The following is an 18,376-nucleotide window of genomic DNA, read 5'->3' on the forward strand; positions in this document are numbered from 1 at the left end:
CTGCTAAACAGGTTGATCATGGCCAGGAAAAGCTTTTTTATCACAGGCACAGACACCGAAGTGGGTAAAACCATCGTTTCGGCCACCATACTGGAAGCCGCCAAAGCAATGGGTAAGCGGACCATTGGTATGAAGCCGGTGGCTTCCGGTTGCGAGCAGACGCCGGAAGGGCTCCGGAACGAAGATGCGCTGATGCTTCAGGCCGCGATGACAGAATCATTGCCCTATGACCGGATCAATCCTGTAACCCTGGAGCCGGCAATTGCTCCCCATGTGGCGGCAGAACAGGCCGGGCGTCAACTGACTGCTCAGCGGTTGGTGGGGTTTTGCCGGGGCTTGCAAATGCAGCCGGCGGACCTGTTGCTGATTGAAGGCGCGGGTGGTTGGAGGGTTCCCCTGAACGACAGGGAAACCTATTCGGCAGTCGCTCAGGAGCTGGGTGTGGGCGTCATCCTGGTGGTACCCCTGAGGCTCGGCTGCATTAACCATGCTTTACTGAGTGCTGAAGCCATTCGCAGCGATGGGTTGACCCTGGCGGGGTGGGTCGCAAACCGCCCGGAGCAGGAGACCATGAGTTGTGAACAGGAAACTCTGAACTACCTGCTCTCGCACCTTGGAGCGCCTTGCCTCGGGGTTCTGCCCTGGCATCAGGATCCGAATCCGGAGGTGCTGGCAGATTTCCTGAAACTTGATGCTTTGTTTGAAAATTGATCAGGTTTGTGGCTTACTGAGCCAAGTCAGGGTCATCAGGTCTCGCAGTTATGATCAGTAACACACTGGGTATTGGTATTCAGGGAATCCAGGAAGGCATGGCGGGCATGGAGAATGCAGCCCGGAAAATAGCCCGTGGTGGTGCTGATGGTCCTCAGGGGACTGCCGAGGGTGCGGGCTCCTTGGTCGAGCCCATAGTCGAGCTGAACCTTTATGAACGCAGTGTTGAAGCGTCCGCACAGGTCGTTAAAACTGCGGATGAGACGCTCGGCACACTGCTGGATATCATGGCCTGATTGCAGCGCCTTATCCCCACTGACCTGGTTTTTCGAGCCAACTGATGATTTCCGGCGCCATTCCCCCCATTAATTCGGTCTACTCATCGGCAGTATCCGCCGGTAAGCCTGTGGTCGCCGGTGCAAGTGAGTCTGGATCGGCCGGGCCATCCTCGGAGCAGGATCAGGCCTCTTCCGTCCGCAAATCAACTGGCGCCCCCGGAAATGTCCAGGCCCTGGATGAAGCACAGCTCAGGGAGTTGACCGAACTTAAGGCGCGAGACCGGGAAGTGAGGGCCCACGAAGCCGCGCACAAGGCGGTTGGTGGCCAGCACGCAGGCGCCATTTCCTACGACTACCAGCGAGGGCCCGATGGTGCCCGGTATGCCGTGGGCGGCGAAGTATCCATTGATATCTCGCCGGTGCAGGGCGATCCGAAAGCCACCATCGAAAAAATGCGGGTCGTTCGCGCCGCAGCAATGGCTCCTGCGGAGCCTTCCTCCCAGGATCGGGCTGTCGCAGCTGAAGCAACGCAGATTATGCTGCAGGCCCAAACAGATCTTTATCGGCAGGCCAGTGACACCTATCAATCGGTATCAAAAATGAACGATTCTGATACGAAGTCAGGGCGTTCATCCTCCCATTCCGTAATGGCCTGATTGGACAACCTTTTCTCCTCAGAGTCGCGCTGCATCCGCGCCATTCCAGGCTTTACCGGCCACAAATTGCAACACAAATTTCCAGTCGGGCTATTGACAATTCTGTACCTCTAAACGTATGTTTCAAACAAGTGTTTAATTAAGGCTGTGTTGCGATAGCATCACGGTGTCTGAGCAAACCCCAAGGCCAAGTACTGCAACCTGGGTTGCAGATGTGACCGAAAACCTGAGGTGGATTACATGCCTGAATACAAAGCGCCCCTGCGTGACATCAAATTCGTAATGAACGAGCTGCTGGACAGCGAGCAGCACTACGCAAAGCTGGAAGGTGCCGAGGATGCAACTCCGGATATGGTGGACGCCATTATCGGGGAAGGTGCCAAGTTCTGTGAGCAGGTTCTGTCTCCGCTGAACCAGGTGGGTGACAAGGAAGGTTGTACCTGGAGCGAAGACGGTGTGAAAACACCGACTGGCTTCAAGGAAGCCTACCAGCAGTACGTAGAGGGCGGCTGGCCGTCCATGACCGCTGACCCCAACTACGGCGGTCAGGGTCTGCCACATTCCCTCGGTCTGGTCATGAGCGAAATGGTGGGTACCGCTAACTGGTCGTTCGGCATGTACCCGGGCCTCAGCCACGGTGCTACCAACACCATCGAAGCTCACGGCACCGAAGAGCAGAAGCAGACTTACCTCACCAAGCTGATCAGCGGTGAGTGGACCGGCACCATGTGTCTGACCGAGCCGCACTGTGGTTCTGATCTGGGCACCCTGCGTACCAAGGCCGAGCCCAACGCTGACGGTACCTACGCCATCACCGGTACCAAGATCTTCATCTCCGCCGGTGAGCACGACATGGCCGAGAACATCGTCCACATCGTTCTGGCCCGTCTGCCGGGCGCTCCGGAAGGCACCAAGGGTATTTCCCTGTTTATTGTGCCCAAGAACCTGCCGAACGAAGACGGTTCTTCCGGTGAGCGTAACGCAGTTTCCTGTGGCTCCATCGAGCACAAGATGGGTATCCACGGTAACGCCACCTGTGTGATGAACTTTGACGGCGCCAAGGGCTGGCTGATCGGGCCGGAGAACCGCGGCCTGAACTGCATGTTCACCTTCATGAATACCGCTCGTATCGGTACCGCGATCCAGGGTCTGGGTGCGGCCGAGCTGGGCTTCCAGGGCTCACTGGCCTACTCCAAGGACCGCCTGGCCATGCGCTCCCTGAGCGGACCGAAGAACCCGGAAGGCATTGCTGATCCGATCATCGTTCACCCGGACGTTCGTCGCATGCTGCTGACCCAGAAAGCGGTTGCCGAGGGTGCTCGCGCACTGATCTACCTGACTGCACAGCAGGCGGATATCGTTCACAGTGGCAAGACCGAAGAAGAGCGCAAGGCTGCTGACGAAGCTCTGGGCTTCCTGACGCCGATCGCCAAAGCATTCCTGACCGAAATCGGTTATGAGTCTGCCAACCTGGGCATGCAGGTATTCGGTGGTCACGGCTTCATCTCCGAGTGGGGTATGGAGCAGAACGTACGTGACGCCCGTATCGGTATGATCTACGAGGGCACTACCGGTATCCAGGCGCTGGATCTGCTGGGCCGTAAGGTTCTGATGACCCAGGGCGAATCCCTGAAGGGCTTCACCAAGCAGGTGCACGTGTTCTGCAAGGAAAACGCTGACAACGAACAGCTGAAGGAATTCCTGGAGCCGCTGGCGGCCCTGAACAAGGAATGGGGCGATCTGACCATGAAGATTGGTATGACCGCCATGAAGAACCGTGAAGAAGTCGGTGCCGCGTCCGTGGACTACCTGATGTATTCCGGTTACGCCGTGTTTGCCTACCTCTGGGCCCGCATGGCTAAGGTGGCACTGGACAAGATGGCTGATGGAACCAGCGAAGAGCTGTTCTACAACGCCAAGGTTCAGACCGCACGCTTCTACTTCAAGCGCATGCTGCCCCGTGCCAAGGGCCATGCCGAGAGCATGCTGGCGGGTGCTGACAGCCTGATGGACATGCCGGAAGACGCCTTCGCGATCTGATCGCGGGCATTGAAGGAAGTACGGTAGAACTGAAAAAGCCCGCTCTCTCCGGAGGCGGGCTTTTTTGTGGTCCTGAGGGTTCGGAGGCGGCGGAATTGTAATCAGGTTGCTTTGAATCATGAGTTCGCGCCGCCTTTCAGGTAGAATACCGCTCCATAAAGATAACCTTAAGCGGACACATAGCCGGATGAAGTGGCCCGGGATCGTTGGATTCCTGGTTATTTTCACAGACTGACTGGATTTTTGGAGAGTTTTTAGATGGCTGATTATCAGGCACCTTTGCGTGACATGCGTTTTGTTCTGAACGAAGTTTTCGATGCACCGGCACTGTGGGCATCTCTGCCGAAAGTTGCGGAGAATGTAGACCCGGAAACGGCCGATGCGATTCTGGAAGAAGCCGGTAAAATCACCAGTGGCGTGCTGGCTCCCCTGAACCGCGAAGGTGACGAGCAGGGCACCAAGTGGAATGACGGTGAGGTCACCGCGCCAGAGGGCTTCAAGGAAGCTTATCAGACCATCGTGGAAGGTGGCTGGAACGGTTTGGGTGGTAATACCGAGTTCGGTGGAATGGGTATGCCCAAAACTCTGGTGGCCCAGTTTGAGGAAATGATGCAGGGCGCCAACATGGCGTTTGGCCTGGCGCCCATGCTGACCGCCGGTGCCTGCCTGGCCCTGGATGCCCACGGCAGTCAGGAGCTCAAGGAAAAGTATTTGCCCAACATGTATTCCGGCGTCTGGTCGGGCGCCATGGATCTGACCGAGCCTCATGCCGGTACCGATCTGGGTATTATCCGCACCAAGGCCGAGCCGAACGACGACGGTTCGTTCAATGTCACAGGTACCAAGATCTTCATCACCTGGGGCGAGCACGACATGGCGGAAAATATCATCCACCTGGTGCTGGCCAAGTTGCCGGACGCTCCAAAAGGGCCGAAGGGGATCTCCCTGTTCCTGGTGCCGAAATTCATGGTGAACGAAGACGGCTCCCTGGGTGAGCGCAACAGCTTCAGCTGTGGCTCCATCGAGAAGAAGATGGGCATCAAGGGCTCTGCCACCTGCGTGATGAACTTTGACGGCGCTAAAGGCTGGCTCGTTGGTGAGGAGAACAAGGGCCTGGCGGCCATGTTCACCATGATGAACTACGAGCGTCTGGGTGTTGGTATCCAGGGTATTGGCGCGGCGGAAGCGTCCCTGCAAAGCGCTCGTGAGTACGCGCTGGAGCGTATCCAGAGTCGCGCGCCCACCGGTGCCCAGGAAAAGGAAAAGGCGGCGGACCCGATTATTGTCCACCCCGACGTGCGTCGCATGCTGCTGACCATGAAGAGCTATATCGAAGGCGGTCGTACCTTCTCTACATACGTTGCCCAATGGCTGGATATCTCCAAGTACGCCGAGGATGACGAGCGTCGCAAACATGCCGAAGGCATGGTGGCGCTGCTGACTCCGGTAGCCAAGGCCTTCCTGACCGATCGCGGCCTGGATGCGTGCATCATGGGGCAGCAGGTTTTCGGTGGCCACGGCTTTATCCGTGAATGGGGTCAGGAGCAGCTGGTTCGCGACTGCCGTATTACCCAGATCTACGAAGGCACCAACGGTATCCAGGCATTGGACCTGATGGGCCGGAAAGTCGTTGGCAGCCAGGGTAAGCTGTACGAGCTGTTTGCCAGTGATGTGGCGTCCTTTATCGAGGAAAACAGCGATGATGAGCATCTGCGTCCATACCTCGAGCCATTGGCCGCCGCGTTTGAGCGTCTGTCTGATGTAACAGAGCACGTGATCAACCAGGCGGGGGACAACCCCAATGCCATTGGCGCTGCGTCCGTGGACTACCTGGACCTGTTTGGTCTGACGGCTCTGGGCTACATGTGGGCGAAGATCGTCAAGGCCGCTGCCCCGAAAGCGGAAGGTGACACCTCCGGTTTCTACACCGGCAAGCTGAAGACAGCGCGGTTCTACTTTGACCGTTTGTTGCCGAAGACGGTATCGCTGGCGGAAGGTATCCGCAGTGGCAGTGACTCGATGATGGCGCTGACTGCCGAGGAATTCTGATCACCAACGGTCAGATTTCGAAGCAGTAAGAACAGAAAGGCAGATCCTGTGAGGGATCTGCCTTTTTTGTCGCACATGACAATTCCGGGATGGACATCTCCGTCTGGAATGAGGGGGGTTAGAGATTCTCCAGACGTTCCGGATTCCTGATGAATGGATTCTCATTACCCTGAAGTTCACTGATCAGGCGGTGGCGGGTCAACTCCTGGTCGTCAGGAGGATCGATCCGGTTCCAGCTTTTAAAGACCGAGGACGCGCCGACCCAGGGCAGGTCGTAGGTGTCGACCATGTAGGCCACCGCGCGGGCGACATCGCCCTTTACCTCTCCAGGGGGTTCAAAAAACTGGGCACTTTCCCGGTTTCCACAATCATCTTCCCGAGCGCCAGCGCCCAGTTCCTCGTAGCGAGCGTTGCGGCGGCGCATTTCGACACGGCTGGTAACAGGCACCATGTTGTGGAGGTCGGAGGCGATCTGGCGATAGCGGTCATTCCGGCCGCACTGGCTGCTCGTGCCGCAGCCCAAGGCGCTACGAACTGCAGCGAGAGGGTAGATATGACCTTCTGTCATGGTGAACCCCTTGTTTTTAAATGGGGTTCTGCAAAAGAAAGAGGCCCCCCCATCGACGTAGAGTGTTCCCCAGAACTGATCCCGGACAACCGTATCGGGATTACTGAATCGGGTGTTCTGTCCGTTGGACAGAGGTGGGACTAACAGTACTATGAGGGTAACTACAAAGACGCTTGTTTTATTCATGCGTTTTTATACCTCACTACCAGAGCCAGGGCCCTTGCTGATCAGGCCCTGACAGCCTCTACTTCAAGCGATCACGAAGGCGCTCATAACGTGCGCGAACTTCCTCTCCGAATTCTTTGGCTTTCTCCCGGGCTTCCTGGGTCGTATCTTCAGTATCGTGCAGTATCTTGTCGAACTTATGGCGGAATTTCTCCCAGTCCTTTTCCAGGTCGTCCCATTCATCTTTGACGTCTTCACGGGCTAGATGAAGCTGGACTCTTGCTTCGTCACGATACTCTTTGATTTTTTCTGACAGCTTTTTGAGATCATCCTGAAGCGACATACGAAACACCTCCTTTGGTAGATACGTCTTTACAATGCTCCCGAACGTGAAAACCTGTCAAGGGGGAGCGTATGACGGTATCAGGCGGAGCGCGTTGCTAACAGGGTGGCCATATCTTCCAGATAGTTCCAGGGGGAGGAAGGGGAAAACCCCTTGGCAGCACGATCGATATCGCTGCACAGCTCAATCGCAGAGTGGAGTTGTGGACGGGAAAGCCGGCGTGCCGCCTGTTCAATGGTGCGGGCACGTTGTGGCTGGAATACGCCCCGTTGCTTGAGAAAGGTTGCCGGGTTCTCACGCTGTGCAGCTGCTGCCCGCAGTTCCATGGTGATATTCAGGTCACGAACCAGGACAGCCAGAAGCCCCAGAGGGTTCTCCCCTTCCTGTTTGAGTACTCCGATCATCTTGCGGGCGTGAGGCGCTCGCCCGGCCAGCAGTTCAGTGACCAGCTCGAACCCGGTAAAGCGGGAGCTATCCTGAACAGCCTGTTCGATCGCTTCCTCGTCGACGGTTTTACCGGTTCCGAAAAGTGCCAGTCGGTCCAGCTCCTGGCTTGCCGCCAGCAGGTTGCCTTCCAGTCTCTCGGTGAGAATGTTCAGGGCGCCCCGGGTCAGGCTCAGCCCCCGGGACTTGGCGCGCTGCTGTAGCCAGCCGGCAAACTTGTCGCCATCTACTGGCCACACGGGAACATGTACGCCTTTGTTCTGTAATTCCTTGTACCACTTCCTGCGGGTCTCGGCGGCGTCCAGTCTGGCGCTGATCAGCAGCAGGACAATGTCTTCGGGGGGATCCTGAAGGACTCTCTCGAGGACCGCACGACCATCTCCGAGCTTACCGGTGGGCAGATGGATCTCTATGCGGCGTTTTTCAGCAAACAGCGACAGTGAGCCAAATTCCTCGCCTACGGTGTTCCAGTCGAGCTGGTGATCGGCGTGAAACGTCATGCGCTCCAGAAAACCGGCATCCCGGGCAGCGCTACGGACCTGGTCACAGCATTCCTGAACCAGCAGGGGCTCATCTCCGGAGATCAGGTAGACCGGTGCCAGGGATTTCTTCAGTAACTGGGGAAGCTGGGCCGGCTGGGTCTTCATAATCAGCGAGTGTCTTGCTTTTGGTTTTTAACGGCCTGTTCCCGTAATTGGGTAACCCGGGAGTCCGTCAACGGTGCCAGCCGGAAAATGATCTGCTGAGCCAGCCGATCATAGAGCTGTTGTTTGAGTTCCTCTTCTTCCCGCTGCTTGGCGAGGACATTGGTTTCGTCGTAGCGATACGTTTCACTCGCGTTAAGGCGGGTTTCCCCCATCAGCGGCAGGTCGTCATCGGTCAGCACATCCATGTCGACGGTTTGCCGGAGCGTGTATTCGGCTGCCGATGCCTGAACGGTAATGGCGCTGGCGCGGCGGTCCTGCCGGAATCCGCGCAGGCGCAGAATGTAATCCGCCTGGTCTGGCTCCCGGACATCAATTTTGCCCAGTTCGAGCTGCTCTGTGACCGCCTGGCAAAGGTCTTCCGGTATTTCGCTGACACAGGAGACCGCCAGCGGCTGCAGTCCGGGGGGCACCGGTGGTGCCCCGCGCAGCTGAAAGCCGCACCCCGTCAACACCACGGACAGAATGGCTGCCACTGAAACTCTGGCATGACGGAATGGGGGCGAGCCTGTCATTTTAGTTGGCTACCACGTTGACCAGCTTGCCCGGAACCACAATGACCTTGCGGACAGTCTGACCTTCGGTAAAGCGCACAACGTTCTCGTTTTCCAGTGCCAGCTGCTCCAGGCTTGCCTTGTCGATATCCGCGGGAACATCCGCCTTGGCACGGACCTTACCGTTGACCTGCAGTACCACCTGGATCTGACTGCGTACCATGGCGTCTTTGTCAGCCTCTGGCCAACTGGCGTCCACCACCGGTTCCTCATGACCCAGTGCCTGCCACAGGCTGTGACAAATATGGGGAACGATGGGTGACAGCATCAACACCGCAACCTCCAGCGCCTCGTGACGAACGGCCCGGCTCTGGGGAGCATCATCGGTCAGTTTGCCCACGTCGTTCAGCAATTCCATCACCGCCGCAATGGCCGTGTTGAAGGTGAGGCGACGGCTGACGTCATCACTCACTTTGGCAATGGTTTCATGGGTCTTGCGGCGCAGATCCTTCTGGGCATCGGTCAGGTTGGCCACGTCCAGCGCTGGTGTGTCGCCGCCGGCTGCCAGTTCACCCACCATGCGCCACAGGCGCTTGAGGAACCGGTGAGCGCCTTCCACGCCGCTGTCTGACCATTCAAGGGATTGCTCGGGTGGCGCTGCGAACATCATGAACAGTCGCACGGTATCAGCCCCATGCTGATCGATGATCGCCTGGGGATCGATGCCATTGTTCTTGGATTTCGACATCTTGGTGACGCCGCCCACTTCAACCGGTTGGCCGTCTTCCTTGTGAACGGCTCCCACAACGTGCCCCTTGGCATCGCGCTCTACAGTGACATCGGCCGGCGAGATCCAGGTCTTGCCGCCATTGTCATCTTCGCGGTAATAGGTCTCAGCCAGAACCATGCCCTGGCACAGAAGACGGTTGAAGGGTTCGGAGCTGGTGACCAGGCCCACGTCCCGCAGAAGTTTGTGGAAGAACCGTGCATACAGCAGGTGCAGGATGGCGTGTTCGATGCCCCCGATGTATTGATCAACCGGCAGCCAGTAGTTGGCCGCGGCCGGATCCAGCATGCCCTTGTCGTAGTTCGGGCTGCAGAAACGGGCGTAGTACCAGGACGACTCCATGAAGGTGTCAAAGGTGTCGGTTTCGAGAGTCGCGGGCTGACCTTCAAAGGTGGTCTTGGCCCACTCCGGATCGGCCTTGATGGGAGACTGGACGCCATCCATTTCAACGTCTTCCGGCAGGGCAACGGGCAGTTGATCGTCGGGGACCGGGCGTTCGGTGCCGTCCTCCAGCGTCATCATCGGAATCGGAGCACCCCAGTAACGCTGCCGGGACACGCCCCAGTCGCGCAGACGGTAGTTGACCGTGCGCTTACCGATACCGTTCTCTTCCAGGTAATCCGCAATGGCCTCGAAGGCTTCTTCACTGGTCAGGCCGCTGTATTTGCCGGAGGACACCAGGGTGCCCTTTTCTGTGAAGGCCTGCTCCTGAATATCGATCTCGCGACCGTCCAGAGCAGCGATGACCTGCTTGATCGGCAAACGGTATTTCAGGGCAAACTCGTGATCCCGCTCATCGTGGCCGGGAACGGCCATCAGGGCGCCGGTGCCGTAGTCGGTCAGTACAAAGTTGGCGACCCAGACCGGAATCTCTTCCTGGGTCAGGGGATGGATGGCCTTGAAGCCGGTGTCGATCCCTTTCTTTTCCATGGTGGCCAGCTCGGCCTCGGCGATTTTGCTGTTGCGGCATTCGTCCACGAACTCCGCGACATCACGATGGCGCTCCGCCGCGGCTTTCGCCAGCGGGTGCTCGGCGGCCACGGCCATATAGCTTACGCCCATCAGGGTGTCCGGGCGGGTGGTATAAACGGTCAGTCCGTCATCTCCGCCTTTCAGCGGGAAGGTCAGCTCGGTACCGATGGACTTGCCGATCCAGTTGCGCTGCATGGTCTTGACCTGTTCGGGCCAGTCTTCCAGCTGGTCCAGGTCATTCAGCAGTTCCTCAGCGTAATCGGTGATACGGATAAACCACTGGGGAATCTTTTTCTGTTCAACCAGCGCACCGGAGCGCCAGCCGCGACCATCGACCACCTGCTCGTTGGCCAGGACGGTCTGATCCACCGGATCCCAGTTGACCGTGGACATTTTCTTGTACACCAGGCCTTTCTCGTAAAGGCGGGCGAAGAACCACTGTTCCCAGCGGTAATAGTCCGGCTTGCAGGTGGCCAGTTCGCGGTTCCAGTCATAACCGAAGCCCAGCTGTTTGAGCTGGTTCTTCATGTACTCGATATTGGCGTAGGTCCATTTGGCAGGCGCGGTCTTGTTGGCGATCGCGGCATTTTCTGCGGGCAGGCCGAAGGCATCCCAGCCCATGGGCTGCATCACATTCTTGCCCTGCATGCGCTGGTAGCGGGAAATCACGTCGCCGATGGTGTAGTTGCGGACGTGACCCATGTGCAGTTTGCCGCTCGGGTACGGGAACATGGACAGGCAGTAGTACTTGGGCTTGCCGGGCTCTTCCTTGACGGTGAAGGTTTTGTTCTCTTCCCAGAAAGTGCGGGCATTCTGTTCTACATTACGTGGATTGTATTGCTCGTCCATTCCTGCCATTACCGAAATTACCTTGTGTGAAAAATAGAACCCTGTATCAAAATGATGTCCGGAGCGGGCCGGACATTCTAACGCACACAGAGGTTAACAGGTAGTCTGCCAAAAATCGTTTCATGTGCCAGACTTAAAACTATGGAGAAAGGCTGATTGGGTATGGCGGACCGGGACACGCTGTGAATACGTCCTTGTACGCTTGACAAAAACATCCCTGTTTTTGACAGTCCCGGTCCGCCATACCCAATCAGCCCCAGACCATCTGAGGAGTTGTTATGGCCGAGTCAGAACGCAGACATCTATCCGGAAAAGCCCTGGAAGTCTATGACCGCATGCTGGAGCGGGTGCAGTCGCGCCTCAATGAGCTGCAGGAAACGTCCCTTCGGAATCTGGAAGAGGAAGTCCAGAAGGCGGTTGAGTTTGAGTACGAACTGGAGGAAATGACCCGCGAAGAGGCGGACCTGTTGGGGGCCTATCTGTTGCGGGATCTGGAGCACCTCATGCACTTTGTGGAGGAGACCGGTGAGGGGCTGACAGAGTGGTTGCAGCTGGATATTGCGTTGCTTGAGCATCAGTTGGCCGACAGGTTGCTTTCTGTCGCGGACCAGACACTGGTGGATAATCTGGAGCTGCGCCAGAAACTGGAAAACCAGGATGCGGGTCATTATATATCCGGCGAGGTGGCTACGGCCGGGATGTTCCAGTGTCTGAATTGCGGCCATATGCGTTGCCTGACCGCGACCAGTCATCTGGAACCCTGCGAGGCCTGTGGTTCCCATTACTACGAACGCGTGACCAGCCGCTGGCCCCGTAAGTCGGAGTAGGCGAAGCCGTAATCCGACACTGGGGGTCGTGGTGGAAGTGCACTGGACCTACGGTTTGGGGATGACCCGTTCGCGCACGAAGACAATGAGAATGAGTGCCAGGGTCAGCACCGGCCAGGAACCTGTCTGCATATACGGCGTGCTGCCATTTGCGGTGAACACCTCACCGGTGAGGACCGCACGTTCGAATTGGGGAATGGTTTTAGCCAGTTGTCCCTTGTGATCGATGATTGCGGTGACGCCGTTGTTGGTGCCCCGAAGCATGTAGCGGCCTGTTTCCAGTGCACGCATGCGGGCAATCTGCAAGTGCTGCAGCGGGCCGATGGAGTCGCCAAACCAGCCATCGTTGCTGATGGTCAGCAGCAGGTCGGTGCCCCTGGCATTGCGGGCGACGAAGTCCGGATAGGCCACTTCGTAACAAATAAACGGCATGATGCGCGCACCGTTAGCGATCAGCGGGGACTGGTTGGCCGGGCCCCGGCTAAAGCTGGACATGGGCAGGTCGAAGAAACCGATCAGCCCGCGCAGCCATTGCTGAAGGGGTACGTACTCGCCGAATGGCACCAGCTTCTGCTTATGGTACATGCCTTCCCCATTGCCAATTGCCATGATGCTGTTGTGGAAGGTGAAGTCCTCAATACGGTTGCTGAAACCGTACCAGGGTATGCCGGTTATCAGAGTGCTATTGTCTCCCAGCTCTTCGGCAATGTGTTCGATGATCTTGCCGGCCTGATCCTGAGGGATGGGGATGGCGGTTTCCGGCCACAGGATGAGATCAGTATCCCACTGGTCTTCTGTAAGCCCGAGATACACTACGATCTGATCCCGAAGGAAATCCGGATCCCACTTGATCTGCTGAGGGATGTTGCCTTGCATGGAGGCAAAGGTGGTGGCCTCCTCACTGACCTCGGTCCACTCGATCTTCGACAGTGCAGGTCCGGTGACCCAGGGCAGTAGTGCCACTACAGCGACAATCCCGGCGCCGACTGAACGCTTGTTGAGCGCCAGCCACCAGGCGCCGTAAATGGCGACACTGGTGACGGTTATCCAGAAGGTCAGGCCGTGCACGCCTACCAGTGGTGCAAAACCTCCCAGAGGCCCGTCCACATGGGCATTTCCGAGGTAAAGCCAGGGGAAACCGGTGAGCAGCCAGCCACGGACCCAGTCACCGAGAATCCAGATAGCGGGAAACAGGAGGAGCCGGCGCACCAGGCTCTCTTTTGCCAGTTTACCCCAGCCCCAGAAGGCGATGGCATGAAATAAAGCAAGGCCAGCCACGAACAATGCGGTCAGGAGGACCGCCAGGGGGATGGAGGTATTGCCATGCTCGCTGATGCTGATGTAGACCCAGCTGGCACCGCTGCCAAAAATCCCCAGGCCAGTAAGCCATCCCGCACGGAACAGCTTGTGAGATGCCAGCGGAAGGCTCGCCAGCAGGATCAGTACAAGAGAAACCGGGCCCAGCCACCACCATTGAAAGGGTGACAATGTCAGGGTTTGCAGGGCGCCCGCCACCACGAGGGTGACGGTTCTCAGCCAGGTTTTGCCTGACAGGCGCGTGTCCGGAACCAGGGGGATGGTATCGTTATTGCTCACTACGGGTTACCTGCAGCAGACGGATGACTCGGTTATCAGCGTTCGCAATAGTAAATTGCAGCCCGCCAAATGCAACCGATTCGCCTCGCCTGGGCAGGTGGCCGAATTCTTTGAGCACCACACCGCCAATGGTGTCGAACTCTTCCTCATCCAGTTCCGTTTCGAAAAATTCATTGAAGTCATCTACCGGCGTGACGGCTTTAACAGCATAGGTGCCGTCCCCGCGGGCCTTGATGTGGGTTTCTTCATCGAAGTCGTGTTCATCTTCGATTTCACCAACGATTTGCTCCAGTACGTCTTCGATGGTGATCAGACCCGCTGTGCCACCGTATTCGTCCACCACAATCGCCATGTGGTTGCGGTTCTCCTTGAACTCTTTCAGCAACTGGTTCAGGCGCTTGCTTTCGGGTACGAATGTGGGCGGTCGCAGTATTTCGCGAATGCACGACCAGTTGACGTCATTGTTCAGAGCCAGTGGCAACAGATCCTTGGCAAGCAAAATGCCAATAACGTCGTCCTGGCTGTCGCCAATAACGGGAAAACGACTGTGGGCAGAGGAGATGATTTCGCCAAGAAACTCTTTCGGTTCCTGGGCCGCCTTGACGGTGACCATCTGGGAGCGGGGGATCATGATCTCGTCCACCCGCATGTCGATAACCTGCATGGCACCTTCGATGATGCTCATGGCATCGGCATCGATGATGTCCTCGGATTCGGCGTCCCGCAGGATTTCCAGCACGTCCTCGACGGACTCAGGCCCGCTGGAGAAGGCCTGTGATATACGTTCCAGCCAGGACTTGTTGCCCTGACTGCGACTCGACTGATCGTCGCTCATGAGTCTTGTTCCGCTTCCTCTGATTCGTAAGGATTGCCATACCCAAGCTGCTTCAGCAGCCGGACTTCGAGGGCTTCCATGACCTCGGCATCGTTGTCTTCAATATGATCATAGCCCTGAAGATGCAGCATGCCATGCACAACCATATGGGCCCAGTGGGCCTTAAGCTCTTTATGCTGATCCCTGGCTTCTTTTTCAACAACCGGAGCACAAATGATGAGATCTCCGGCCAACGGGACTGTTATACCCGCTGGGGCCTCAAATGGGAAGGACAGCACATTGGTTGGGCCGTTTTTGCCACGGTACTGGCCATTGAGGGCCGCGCTCTCATCGGCATCGACGATGCGGATCGTCACTTCGGAGTCTGTATCCCCGAGCCAGGCACATCCGGCCCAATGCTCAAAGGCCGGGTCCTCCGGGACGCCTGGAGCTTCGAAAGCGCGTTGCAGGTCTACTGTCAGTCTGCTCACTGGCCCGTGATACTCCCGTCATCCAGGGAATCGTAGGCTTCGACAATACGCTGCACCAGCGGATGGCGAACCACGTCTCTGGCTTCGAAGCGTGTAAAACCGATACCGGAGACCTTGCTCAGCACGCCGGCGGCATGAATCAGGCCGGAATTCTGTCCCCGGGGCAGGTCGACCTGGGTTGTATCACCGGTGATCACCGCCGTGGAACCAAAACCAATCCGGGTCAGGAACATTTTCATCTGTTCCCGGGTGGTGTTCTGACTCTCATCCAGGATGATGAATGAGTTGTTCAGGGTGCGGCCACGCATAAAAGCCAGGGGCGCAATCTCAATCACGCTCTTTTCAATCAGCCGCGTGACATGGTCAAAGCCCAGCATCTCATACAGGGCGTCGTACAGTGGGCGAAGGTACGGATCCACCTTCTGGGCCAGATCGCCGGGCAGGAAGCCCAGCTTCTCACCGGCTTCCACCGCCGGACGAACCAGCAGGATGCGTTTAACCTGCTCATCCTTCAGGGCCTCCACTGCACAGGCCACCGCCAGCCAGGTTTTCCCGGTACCGGCCGGGCCAATACCGAAGTTGACGTCATGGGTGCGGATGTTGTGCACATACTTCTGTTGGTTAGCCCCGCGAGGCTTGGCCTGCAGCTTGGGTGTTTTGATGACGGTAACAGCGCCATCATAGGGAACATCCTCCGGCAGCCGCTCGAAGCCTGTTTCGCGTATGAACAGATGGACAGTGTCCGGCGAAATGTCATTGGTGGCCTCGGTTTCCCGGTACAGGTGCCGGATGACCTCAACGGCCGCTGCCACATGCTCGGTTTCACCTTCCACCCGGAAGTGGTGGTTTCGGCGACCAATCTTGACCTGCATGCGCCGCTCAATGTGCTTCAGGTGCTCATCGAACTGGCCACAGAGGGTGGTCAGTCGGTGTTGATCGACCGGGTGCAGATCAAACTGTCTGGAATCGTTGGCTTTCAAAGGTGCTCCGTTTTTACTCCCGTGGTTTCCCGGGAGTCAGCTTTTCTGAATTTTGAGTCAGGCCGGATTAGACCAAGTCAAAATCCGACCTACGATTTACGATCAAATCCACCTAGCTAAATTCTGGTACAAGCATGCACGTGTATAGTCAGCGGAGAGTGGTGGGTTTTCCCTCCCAAAAATTTCGAAGGCCAAGGATGGCCTGAGAGAAGCGCACATGGATGTGCTCGTAGCGGTTTTTGGGAGGGAAAACCCATCACTCGCCATGCTCCAATCTCGGACCAGTCGGAAAGTAACCCTAGTATAACTCCGAGCTTGTAGGCACCCCACGCAAAGAATTGGGATAAGCCTCAACAATCTCGACGTCGATAAAGTGCCCCACAACGTCCGGATTCTCATGCCGGAAATTCACAATCCGGTTGTTCTCCGTCCGGCCCGCAAATTCGCCCGGGTCCTTCTTGGACAGGCCAGTCACCAGAATACGCTGAGTGCTACCCACCATCTTGCGGCTGATATCCATGACATTCTGATTCAGTCGGTCCTGCAGAATGCTCAGGCGTTGCTTCTTCACCTCCATCGGAGTGTCATCCGGCAGATCCGACGCCGGCGTACCTGGACGAGCGCTGTATACGAAGCTGAAGGACATATCGAAACCGATATCATTGATCAGCTTCATGGTGTCCTCAAAGTCTTTCTCGGTTTCGCCAGGGAACCCGATAATGAAATCCGAGGAGAAACTGATGTCCGGACGAATCTTACGCAGACGGCGGAGTTTGGATTTGTACTCCAGTGCCGTGTGGCCGCGTTTCATGGCCGCCAGGATGCGATCGGAGCCGCTTTGAACCGGCAAGTGCAGGTGGCTGACCAGTTCCGGGACCTGTTCGTACACTTCGATCATGGCATCGGTGAACTCCACCGGGTGCGAAGTGGTGTACCGGATGCGGTCGATGCCGTCGATCGCAGCCACCAGGGTAATCAGCTCCGCCAGGTCCATGGTGTCGCCGTCGTGGGTTTCGCCACGGTAGGCGTTAACGTTCTGGCCCAACAGATTCACTTCGCGCACGCCCTGGCTTGCCAGGTGCGCCACTTCGGCAATCACGTCATCCGCCGGACGGCTGACTTCCTCGCCACGGGTATAGGGCACCACGCAAAAGGTGCAGTACTTGCTGCAGCCTTCCATGATGGATACAAACGCCGACGGACCGTCGGCACCCGGCTCAGGCAGGTTGTCGAACTTCTCGATTTCCGGGAAGCTGACGTCCACCACGCCTACGCCGTTACCCTTGGCGCGAACTTCGGTAATCATGTCCGGCAGGCGGTGCAGGGTTTGCGGGCCGAACACCATATCCACATACGGGGCGCGGTCAAGAATCGCCTGGCCTTCCTGGCTGGCCACGCAGCCACCAACGCCGATGATCAGGTCCGGTTTTTTGCTCTTGAGCCCCTTCCAGCGGCCGAGCTGGTGGAACACTTTCTCCTGGGCTTTTTCCCGAATGGAGCAGGTGTTCAGCAGCAGAATGTCGGCGTCATCGGGCGTGTCCGTCATTTCGACGGTTTCGCCGGTCTTGAGCAGGTCCGCCATGCGGGCAGAGTCGTACTCGTTCATCTGACAGCCGTGGGTCTTGATGTACAGCTTCTTGGCCATGATTCTCACGTATTCTGGTGGATGTCGCGCCGGAATTGCGGTTGTATCCAGAGGCGCTAGCAAAAAAGGAACTGCGTATTATAACGGGGTGATCAATCCGCAACCACCATTGTCTCGGCTTGTTGCTAGTTCCGTTATGGTATTATTCGCTTCGTCGGATCTCCGACAACCCAACAACCAACCCATACAACGCTATGACCCCTGAACGCCTGGCCCGAATTAAACAAACCCTGAACACTCGCCAACCGGATCTCAGCGTCCTTACCGACCAGGTCCATAAACCCAGAAACCTGTCCGCCATCATTCGGTCATGTGATGCGTTTGGCCTGGCCAATATGCACGCCGTCTGGCCGAAGGAAGGCTTTCGAGCGTTCCGAAAAACCGCCGGTGGCAGCTACAGCTGGGTGACCACCCACACCCACCGCACCATGGAAGATGCCATTGGTGCGTTGAAAGGGCAGGGCCACAAGTTATACGCCGCACAGCTTTCGGACCGTGCCATTGATTACCGGGACGCCGACTTCACCGTGCCCTGTACAGTGATCATGGGCAATGAGGTCGATGGGGTAAGCGCCAGTGCGGCCGAAGTAGCGGACGAACACATCGTGATACCAATGATGGGCATGGTGGAGTCCCTGAATGTCTCCGCCGCTTGCGCGATTATCCTCGCAGAAGCCCAGCGCCAGCGAAAAGCCGCAGGCCTTTACGATGACCGGCGCCTGCCGGACGACGAGTACAACCGACTGCTGTTCTGCTGGTGCCAGCCAACGGTGAAACGCTACTGCGACGACCGCAAGCTGCCTTATCCGCCCATTGACCCGGAGACTGGCGAGCTTATTGATGGTGTCGCCTGGATGCAGGGCGTTCGTGAGCTACGCAAGAACCGCCCCCGCTGGGATGATGCACCGGACGTCCCTGCTATTGAGAAGTCGGATCAGAGCTGATCCGACTTCCCGGTGGTTT

17 protein-coding genes are annotated in these 18,376 nt (G+C 57.4%); 7 read left to right on the forward strand and 10 right to left on the reverse strand.

Translation table 11 applies throughout. From position 1 onward, the window contains the following. Window positions 1–18: 18 nt before the first annotated feature. The 5 genes from bioD to Q0Y21_RS03910 all read left to right on the forward strand — a co-directional run bounded on the left by bioD (window position 19) and on the right by Q0Y21_RS03910 (window position 5,734). The gene (gene bioD / locus Q0Y21_RS03890; RefSeq protein ID WP_297791742.1) at window positions 19–711 is read left to right on the forward strand and encodes a dethiobiotin synthase; all 693 of its coding nucleotides are present in this window, start codon (window positions 19–21) and stop codon (window positions 709–711) included. Window positions 712–761: 50 nt separating this feature from the next. Next, on the forward strand, window positions 762–1,007 hold the full coding sequence (locus Q0Y21_RS03895) for a flagellar basal body rod C-terminal domain-containing protein (protein WP_012136332.1): 246 nt from the start codon (window positions 762–764) through the stop codon (window positions 1,005–1,007). Window positions 1,008–1,048: 41 nt separating this feature from the next. Further along, window positions 1,049–1,645, forward strand: a complete 597-nt coding sequence (locus Q0Y21_RS03900; RefSeq protein ID WP_297792496.1) for a putative metalloprotease CJM1_0395 family protein — start codon at window positions 1,049–1,051, stop codon at window positions 1,643–1,645. A 240-nt stretch (window positions 1,646–1,885) separates the two neighbouring features. Next, window positions 1,886–3,685 (forward strand): acyl-CoA dehydrogenase C-terminal domain-containing protein, encoded by a 1,800-nt coding sequence (locus Q0Y21_RS03905; protein ID WP_297791745.1) that lies wholly within the window; start codon window positions 1,886–1,888, stop codon window positions 3,683–3,685. A gap of 258 nt (window positions 3,686–3,943) precedes the next feature. Further along, on the forward strand, window positions 3,944–5,734 hold the full coding sequence (locus tag Q0Y21_RS03910) for an acyl-CoA dehydrogenase C-terminal domain-containing protein (protein WP_297791747.1): 1,791 nt from the start codon (window positions 3,944–3,946) through the stop codon (window positions 5,732–5,734). Window positions 5,735–5,852: 118 nt separating this feature from the next. On the opposite strand, the gene Q0Y21_RS03915 is transcribed toward Q0Y21_RS03910, so the two are convergent. From Q0Y21_RS03915 to leuS, 5 genes are all read right to left on the reverse strand, one after another. Beyond that, on the reverse strand, window positions 5,853–6,302 hold the full coding sequence (locus tag Q0Y21_RS03915; protein ID WP_297791749.1) for an endonuclease: 450 nt from the start codon (window positions 6,300–6,302) through the stop codon (window positions 5,853–5,855). A gap of 244 nt (window positions 6,303–6,546) precedes the next feature. Further along, window positions 6,547–6,810, reverse strand: a complete 264-nt coding sequence (locus tag Q0Y21_RS03920; protein WP_297791751.1) for a hypothetical protein — start codon at window positions 6,808–6,810, stop codon at window positions 6,547–6,549. An 80-nt stretch (window positions 6,811–6,890) separates the two neighbouring features. Then, window positions 6,891–7,901 carry a DNA polymerase III subunit delta gene (holA, locus tag Q0Y21_RS03925; protein ID WP_297791753.1) on the reverse strand — a complete coding sequence of 337 codons (1,011 nt, stop codon included), beginning with the start codon at window positions 7,899–7,901 and terminating at the stop codon, window positions 6,891–6,893. Window positions 7,902–7,903: 2 nt separating this feature from the next. After that, complete coding sequence (gene lptE, locus Q0Y21_RS03930) at window positions 7,904–8,434, reverse strand: LPS assembly lipoprotein LptE (RefSeq protein WP_297791755.1); 531 nt, start codon at window positions 8,432–8,434, stop codon at window positions 7,904–7,906. 40 nt (window positions 8,435–8,474) lie between these two features. Further along, window positions 8,475–11,060, reverse strand: a complete 2,586-nt coding sequence (leuS, locus tag Q0Y21_RS03935; RefSeq protein ID WP_297792498.1) for a leucine--tRNA ligase — start codon at window positions 11,058–11,060, stop codon at window positions 8,475–8,477. 278 nt (window positions 11,061–11,338) lie between these two features. Here leuS and Q0Y21_RS03940 point away from each other — a divergent pair, with 278 nt between their 5' ends. Further along, window positions 11,339–11,887: a zinc ribbon-containing protein gene (locus Q0Y21_RS03940; RefSeq protein ID WP_297791757.1), complete on the forward strand. Its 549-nt coding sequence runs from the start codon at window positions 11,339–11,341 to the stop codon at window positions 11,885–11,887. A 48-nt stretch (window positions 11,888–11,935) separates the two neighbouring features. On the opposite strand, the gene lnt is transcribed toward Q0Y21_RS03940, so the two are convergent. From lnt to miaB, 5 genes are all read right to left on the reverse strand, one after another. Then, window positions 11,936–13,465 (reverse strand): apolipoprotein N-acyltransferase, encoded by a 1,530-nt coding sequence (lnt, locus tag Q0Y21_RS03945; protein WP_297792500.1) that lies wholly within the window; start codon window positions 13,463–13,465, stop codon window positions 11,936–11,938. 7 nt (window positions 13,466–13,472) lie between these two features. Next, window positions 13,473–14,318, reverse strand: a complete 846-nt coding sequence (locus Q0Y21_RS03950; RefSeq protein WP_297791759.1) for a transporter associated domain-containing protein — start codon at window positions 14,316–14,318, stop codon at window positions 13,473–13,475. Then, window positions 14,315–14,788 carry an rRNA maturation RNase YbeY gene (ybeY, locus tag Q0Y21_RS03955; protein ID WP_297791761.1) on the reverse strand — a complete coding sequence of 158 codons (474 nt, stop codon included), beginning with the start codon at window positions 14,786–14,788 and terminating at the stop codon, window positions 14,315–14,317. Before ybeY ends, Q0Y21_RS03950 begins: the two co-directional genes overlap by 4 nt. After that, complete coding sequence (locus Q0Y21_RS03960) at window positions 14,785–15,768, reverse strand: PhoH family protein (protein WP_297791763.1); 984 nt, start codon at window positions 15,766–15,768, stop codon at window positions 14,785–14,787. Before Q0Y21_RS03960 ends, ybeY begins: the two co-directional genes overlap by 4 nt. 298 nt (window positions 15,769–16,066) lie before the next feature. After that, on the reverse strand, window positions 16,067–17,413 hold the full coding sequence (gene miaB, locus Q0Y21_RS03965; protein WP_297791765.1) for a tRNA (N6-isopentenyl adenosine(37)-C2)-methylthiotransferase MiaB: 1,347 nt from the start codon (window positions 17,411–17,413) through the stop codon (window positions 16,067–16,069). A gap of 194 nt (window positions 17,414–17,607) precedes the next feature. Between miaB and trmH the strand changes: the two genes are divergently transcribed. Then, entirely contained in the window at window positions 17,608–18,357 is a 750-nt protein-coding gene (trmH, locus tag Q0Y21_RS03970; RefSeq protein WP_297791767.1) for a tRNA (guanosine(18)-2'-O)-methyltransferase TrmH, read from the forward strand. Window positions 18,358–18,376 lie beyond the last annotated feature (19 nt).

Source organism: uncultured Marinobacter sp. (assembly GCF_947259545.1).
Classification (GTDB): domain Bacteria; phylum Pseudomonadota; class Gammaproteobacteria; order Pseudomonadales; family Oleiphilaceae; genus Marinobacter.